Here is a 6,627-nt window from a genome sequence, read left to right as displayed (position 1 = left end):
AATCCGTCGTCCCCCTCCCCCCCCCCCCCCCCCCCCCCCCCCCCCCCCCCCCCCCCCCCCCCCCCCCCCCCCCCCCCCCCCCTCCCCCCCCCCCGGGCCGGTGGTGGTCCGGCGGCCTGCCGGTCAGCCGAGCAGGCGCTTCAGCCGCTCGCCGGCCGAGCCCAGCACCGAGCGGGCCTCGGCCAGCTTGTCGCTGCTCACGCCGCCGTCCCGGGCCGCGTCGCGGACCTGGTCGCGGAAGCGGTCGAGCAGCCGCTCCAGTTCGCGGGCCGGGTCGCCGGCCGGGTCGGTCCGCGCCCACGGCGGCAGGTCGGCCGGGGCGGTCGGCGTGGTCGGCTCGTCCTTGTCCAGGTCGATCCGGGTGACGGTGACCTCCTCGGCCGGCCCGTCGGCCGACTGGCCCCAGCGGGCCGCGTCGGCCAGCCCGGACAGGCCCTTGGTCAGCTCGGCCAGGCCCTCGGCCAGGCCGGTCGGCCAGTCGCCCTTCGCGGCGTGCTCGCGCACCTGCTGCTCGACCCGGCGCTTGATCCGCAGCGCCTCCTGCTGAGCGGCCGTCCGCGAGGCCTTGGCCTGCTCGCGCAGCCTGCGGGCCTCCTCCTCGGCGGCCTTCGCCTTGGCCTTGGCGGCCTTCTCCTGCTCCCGGGCGCGCTTGGCCTGGTCCTTGGCCTGCCGCTTGAACTGGGCGAACTCCTCCTTGGCGCGCTGCCAGGACTCGTTGTCGCCCCACGGTCCGGACCACGGGTCCCCGCCCTCGGCGCGGTCCGGCCGGGGGGCCTGCCGGGCGGCCTGCCACAGTTCCTCGCGCAGGTCCTTGGCGCTGTCCCGGACGTCCTCGCGGATCGCCCCGGCCAACTGCGCCACGGAGTCGTGGATCTCCACTTCCAGGTCGTCCAACTCGCCCTGTCGGGCTTCCAGTTCGGCGCGCCCGGCGTCGGTCAGCCGGTAGACCTTGCGGCCGCCCTCGGTGCTGTGGGTGACCAGGCCCTCCTGCTCCAGCTTGGCGAGCCGGGGGTAGACCGTCCCGGCGGAGGGCGCGTACAGGCCCTGGAAGCGCTCCTCCAGCAGGCGGATCACCTCGTAGCCGTGCCGCGGGGCCTCGTCGAGCAGCTTCAGCAGGTAGAGCCGGAGCCGGCCGTGGCCGAACACGGGCGTCATCTCACGCCTCCTTGGTGAGGTCGGGCTTGCCGAGTCCGGCCGGGAGCTCCTTGACGACCACCGGCGCCTCGTCCTCGGGGTCGGGGCGGCGCAGCACGGTGACGCCGCCGGAGACGGTGGTCACGGCGAGGCTGCCCCGGCCGTCGCCGAGCTGGCCGGACAGGCGCTTGGCGCCCCAGCTGCCGCTGAGCTTGAGGCCGTCGAAGGTGCTGGAGATGTCGCCGCTGGTGGAACCGGCCTCGACCTTGGCGTCGGCCAGCGACGGGATCCGGATGACGACCGGGCCGCTGACGGTGGTGACCTTGACGTCGGCCGGGTTGGCGACGTCGAGGTCCAGGGTGACGGCGCCGGTGACGGCGTTGGCCTGGACCCGGTCGGCGGTGCCGGCGACGACGGTGAGCTGGCCGGAGACGGTGTTGACCTTGAGCTGGCCGGCCACCGACTGGGCGTCGACGTCGCCGGTGACGGTGTTGGCCTCGGTGCGGCCGGTCAGGCCGACCAGGGTGGCGTCGCCGCTGGCGCTCTGCACCGAGACGTGGCCGGTGATCCCGGAGACGGTGGCGTCGGCCGAGACGGTGCCGACCTTGACCTCGGCGTCGGCCGGAACGGTCAGGGTGACGCCGGCGACGCGCTTGCGCTTGAAGGAGCTGAAGAAGCCCTTGACCGCGTCGACCGACTTGAGCCGGTCGCCGAACTCGCCCCAGCTGTTGATGTCCTTGTAGGTGACCGTCAGGACGCCGTCCACCAGGGTCACGTGCAGCGGCTCGCCCTGGAGCTCGGTGACCTCCAGGCGGGCCGGGCCCTCGGCCGCCACCACGTTCACCGTGCCCTCGATGATCCGCACGTGCAGCGCCCGGACCGCCTCGTCGATGGTGATCCTCTCGGGTCCCTCGACCGTCCACTGGCTCATCTCTGCCGCCTCCCGTTGCCGATCGCGATGTATCGCGTTCTCTTCCAAAGACGATATATCGCGTGACGCGCAAGTCAAGCGCGCCGTCCCGGATCCCATCCCTGAGCCGTCCCGGAGCCGCCCCCGAGGCGCCCCCTACGGGCGGGCGCGGATACGTGAGGGGCCCGGCAGGCGATCGCCTCCCGGGCCCCTCATCAGCGGTTCAGTGCGACGGCACCGCACCGGTCACTCGTCGTCCTCGTCGTCGAGCCGGGCCAGCCAGGTGGCCAGCCGCTCGACGGGGATCTCGAAGTCCGGGTTGAGGTCGACGAACTCGCGCAGTCGCTCGGCCAGCCACTCGAAGGTGACCTCCTCGTCGCCGCGCCGGTTCTGCAGCTCCTCGATGCCGCGGTCGGTGAAGTACACGGGTTCACTCCGGTCCGATGGGGATTGACCTGGTCAGGATAGTCGGGGACGCCCGCGGCCCCCGTCTCCCAGGGGAGGACGGGGGCCGCGGGCGTCGGTGCTCCAGCGCCTCGGGGCGTCAGGGCCTCAGAGCGAGTAGACCTCTTCGATCAGCGCCTGCTGCTCGGCGGCGTGCCGCTTGGCCGAGCCGACCGCCGGGGACGAGGCCGTCGTGCGGGCGACGCGGCGCAGCCGCGAGCCGTTGGCGCTGCGGCCGACGACGACCTGGAGGTGGTCGACCAGGTTCATCGCGATGAACGGCCAGGCGCCCTGGTTGTCCGGCTCCTCCTGCGCCCAGACGAACTGGACGTCGTCGCCGTAGCGGGCGAGCTCCTCCTGGAGCTCGGCCACCGGCAGCGGGTAGAGCCGCTCGACCCGGACGATCGCGGTGTCGGTGACGCCGCGCTCGGTGCGGGCCGCCGCCAGGTCGTAGTAGAACTTGCCGGCGGTGATGACGACCTTGCGCACCTGCGCCGGGTCGACGGTGTTGTCACCGATGACCGGGCGGAAGGAGCCGGACAGGAACTCCTCGGTCGCACTCGCCGCGGCCTTGAGACGCAGCATCGACTTCGGGGTGAAGACGACCAGCGGCTTGTGGTGCGGGTTGTGCGCCTGCCAGCGCAGCAGGTGGAAGTAGTTCGACGGCAGGGTCGGCATGGCGACCGTCATGTTGTTCTGCGCGCACAGCTGCAGGAAGCGCTCCGGGCGGGCGGACGAGTGGTCCGGGCCCTGGCCCTCGTAGCCGTGCGGCAGCAGCAGGGTGACGCCCGAGTGCTGGCCCCACTTCTGCTCGGCGGAGGCGATGTACTCGTCCACCACGGTCTGCGCGCCGTTGACGAAGTCGCCGAACTGCGCCTCCCACATGACCAGCGAGTTCGGGCGGGTCAGCGAGTAGCCGTACTCGAAGCCCATCGCCGCGTACTCCGACAGCAGGCTGTCGTAGACGGTGTAGCGGGCCTGGTCCTCGGTGAGGTACTGCAGCGGGGTGTAGTCCTCGCCGGTGTTGCGGTCGATCAGGACGGCGTGCCGCTGGCCGAAGGTGCCGCGGCGGCTGTCCTGGCCGGCCAGGCGGACCGGGTGGCCCTCCATGAGCAGCGAGCCGATGGCGAGGGTCTCGCCCGTCGCCCAGTCGATGGTGTTGTCCTCGACGGAGGCGGCGCGGCGCTGGAGCTGCGGCAGCAGGCGCGGGTGGACGGTCAGCCAGTCCGGCAGGTTGACCTGCGAGGCGGCGATCCGCTTGACCATCTCCTGGGAGATGCCGGTCTGGATGTTGACCGGGAAGTCGGCGACCGGCTTGCCGGCGGTGGCCGGGGCCGGGGTCTGGGCGGCGTCGCGGACCTCGGCGAAGACCTTCTCCAGCTGGCCCTGGAAGTCCTGGAGCGCCTGCTCCGCCTCTTCCATGGTGATGTCGCCGCGACCGATCAGGCCCTCGGTGTACAACTTGCGCACCGAGCGCTTCTTGTCGATCAGGTCGTACATCAGCGGCTGGGTGAACGACGGGTTGTCGGCCTCGTTGTGACCGCGGCGGCGGTAGCAGATGAGGTCGATCACGACGTCCTTGTGGAACGTCTGGCGGAACTCGAAGGCGAGCCGCGCGACGCGGACCACGGCCTCCGGGTCGTCGCCGTTGACGTGGAAGATCGGGGCCTCGATCATCCGGGCCACGTCGGTGCAGTACATCGAGGAGCGCGAGGACGCCGGGGCGGCGGTGAAGCCGACCTGGTTGTTGACCACCAGGTGGATCGTGCCGCCGGTGCGGTAGCCGCGCAGCTGCGACATGTTCAGGGTCTCCGCGACGACGCCCTGGCCGGCGAAGGCCGCGTCGCCGTGGATCTGGATCGGCAGCACCGGGAAGGTGGTGCCGCCCTGGTCCAGGATGTCCTGCTTGGCGCGGGCGATGCCCTCGACGACCGGGTCGACCGTCTCCAGGTGGGAGGGGTTCGCGGCGAGCGAGACCTTGATGGTCTCGCCGTCCAGGCCGGTGAAGGTGCCCTCGGAACCGAGGTGGTACTTCACGTCGCCGGAGCCGTGCATCGACTTCGGGTCGAGGTTGCCCTCGAACTCGCCGAAGATCTTGCCGTACGGCTTGCCGACGATGTTGGCCAGCACGTTCAGGCGGCCGCGGTGGGCCATGCCGATGACGGCCTCGTCGAGGCGGTGCTCGGCGGCGGCGTCGATGGTGGCGTCCAGCAGCGGGATGAGCGACTCGCCGCCCTCCAGCGAGAAGCGCTTCTGCCCGACGTACTTGGTCTGCAGGAAGGTCTCGAAGGCCTCGGCCGAGTTCAGCCGGCGCAGGATGCGCAGCTGCTCCTCGCGCTCGGGCTTGGAGTAGGGCTTCTCCAGGCGCTCCTGCAGCCACTTGCGCTGCTTCGGGTCCTGGATGTGCATGTACTCGACGCCGACGGTGCGGCAGTACGTGTTGCGCAGCAGGCCGAGGATGTCGCGGAGCTTCATCATCTTCTGGCCGCCGAAACCGCCGACCGCGAACTCGCGCTCCAGGTCCCACAGGGTGAGGCCGTGGGTGGTGACGTCCAGGTCGGGGTGCTTGCGCTGCTTGTACTCCAGCGGGTCCGTGTCGGCCATCAGGTGGCCGCGCACGCGGTACGCGTGGATCAGCTCCATGACGCGGGCGGTCTTGTTGACCTCGTCGTCGTGGGTGGTGGCGACGTCGGTGGCCCAGCGGACCGGCTCGTACGGGATCCGCAGCGACTCGAAGATCTCGTCGTAGAAGCCCTTCTCGCCGAGGAGGAGGCGGTGGATCTCGCGCAGGAACTCGCCGGACGCCGCGCCCTGGATGACGCGGTGGTCGTAGGTCGAGGTCAGCGTCATGATCTTGGAGACGCCCAGGCGGGACAGGGTCTCCGGGGCGGAGCCCTGGAACTCGGCCGGGTACTCCATGGCGCCGACGCCGACGATGGTGCCCTGGTTCTGCATCAGGCGCGGCACGGAGTGCACGGTGCCGATGCCGCCGGGGTTGGTCAGCGAGACCGTGACGCCGGTGAAGTCGTCCATGGTCAGCTTGTTGGCGCGGGCCCGGCGGACGATGTCCTCGTAGGCCTGCCAGAAGCCGAAGAAGTCGAGGGTCTCGGCCTTCTTGATGGCCGCGACGACGAGCTGGCGGTCGCCGTTCGGCTTGACCAGGTCGATGGCCAGGCCGAGGTTGACGTGCTCGGGCTTGACCAGGAAGGCCTTGCCGTTCTCCACCTTGTAGCTGTAGTTCATGCCCGGGGCGGCCTTGATGGCCTGGACCAGGGCGTAGCCGATCAGGTGGGTGAAGGAGACCTTGCCGCCGCGGGCGCGCTGCAGGTGGTTGTTGATGACGATGCGGTTGTCGATCAACAGCTTCGCGGGTACCGCGCGGACCGAGGTCGCGGTCGGCACCTCCAGCGAGGCGTCCATGTTGGTGGCGACGGCCTTGGCCGGGCCGCGCAGCTGGATCAGCTCGGGGCCGGCGGGCGCGTCCGCCGCGGCGGCGGCCGGAGCGGCCGGAGCGGTCGGGGCGGCGGCCTTGGGGGCCGGGGCCGGGGGCGCGACGGGAGCTGCGGCGAGCGGCGCGGGGGCCGGCGCCGGAGCGGCCGGGGCGGCCGGTGCGGCGGGGGCGGTCGCGGCCGGAGCAGCAGCAGCGGGCGCGGGGGCAGCGGCAGGGGTCGGCGTGGGGCCGGCCTGGGTCGCGGCCTGGGTCACTGGGGTCACCTCGGTACCGGGCTTGTAGTCGGCGAAAAAGTCCCACCAGGCTCGGTCGACCGAGTTCGGGTCCTGGAGGTACTGCTGGTAGATCTCATCGACGAGCCACTCATTGGGACCGAAGCCAGTGGAGCTAGCCGAGCTATTGGGGGTTTCAGGGGACTGTGGCGACACGGCGGCAACCGCCCTCTTCCGCTTCCTTTTGGGATGTTTGGACAGCGGGGATTAAGGCTACGCCCCTGACCAGTGATCGCGCAGTCCCCGGGCCCCAGGCGTCGCCCAGATCACAGTCCTGACCTGCAGTTTGGCTGAAAATGTGCGTTAGAAAGCCGTATCTGAGGGGAAGCGATCGCCTCCACCCATAGGGCATATCCGGGCAAAACCGGACAAAGCCCCATGCGGATCATCCAATGATCTTCGTGTACGTCTGTGTC

Annotated in this window: 4 protein-coding genes; all 4 read right to left on the bottom strand. The window is 71.1% G+C overall.

Annotated features, from left to right (window positions below; all coding sequences use genetic code 11):
- Positions 1–123: 123 nt before the first annotated feature.
- Positions 124–1,155 (bottom strand): PadR family transcriptional regulator, encoded by a 1,032-nt coding sequence (locus AC07BF_RS07435; protein ID WP_363619329.1) that lies wholly within the window; start codon positions 1,153–1,155, stop codon positions 124–126.
- Between the two features lies 1 nt (position 1,156).
- On the bottom strand, positions 1,157–2,065 hold the full coding sequence (locus AC07BF_RS07430; RefSeq protein WP_363581924.1) for a DUF4097 family beta strand repeat-containing protein: 909 nt from the start codon (positions 2,063–2,065) through the stop codon (positions 1,157–1,159).
- 225 nt (positions 2,066–2,290) lie between these two features.
- Positions 2,291–2,470 (bottom strand): DUF6104 family protein, encoded by a 180-nt coding sequence (locus tag AC07BF_RS07425; RefSeq protein ID WP_063347844.1) that lies wholly within the window; start codon positions 2,468–2,470, stop codon positions 2,291–2,293.
- A 126-nt stretch (positions 2,471–2,596) separates the two neighbouring features.
- On the bottom strand, positions 2,597–6,367 hold the full coding sequence (locus tag AC07BF_RS07420) for a multifunctional oxoglutarate decarboxylase/oxoglutarate dehydrogenase thiamine pyrophosphate-binding subunit/dihydrolipoyllysine-residue succinyltransferase subunit (RefSeq protein WP_363581926.1): 3,771 nt from the start codon (positions 6,365–6,367) through the stop codon (positions 2,597–2,599).
- Positions 6,368–6,627 lie beyond the last annotated feature (260 nt).

It is taken from the genome of Kitasatospora sp. NPDC043950 (genome assembly GCF_056435345.1).
Note: the sequence above shows the minus strand (reverse complement) of the source record. Positions and strands in the feature narration are given on the sequence as shown.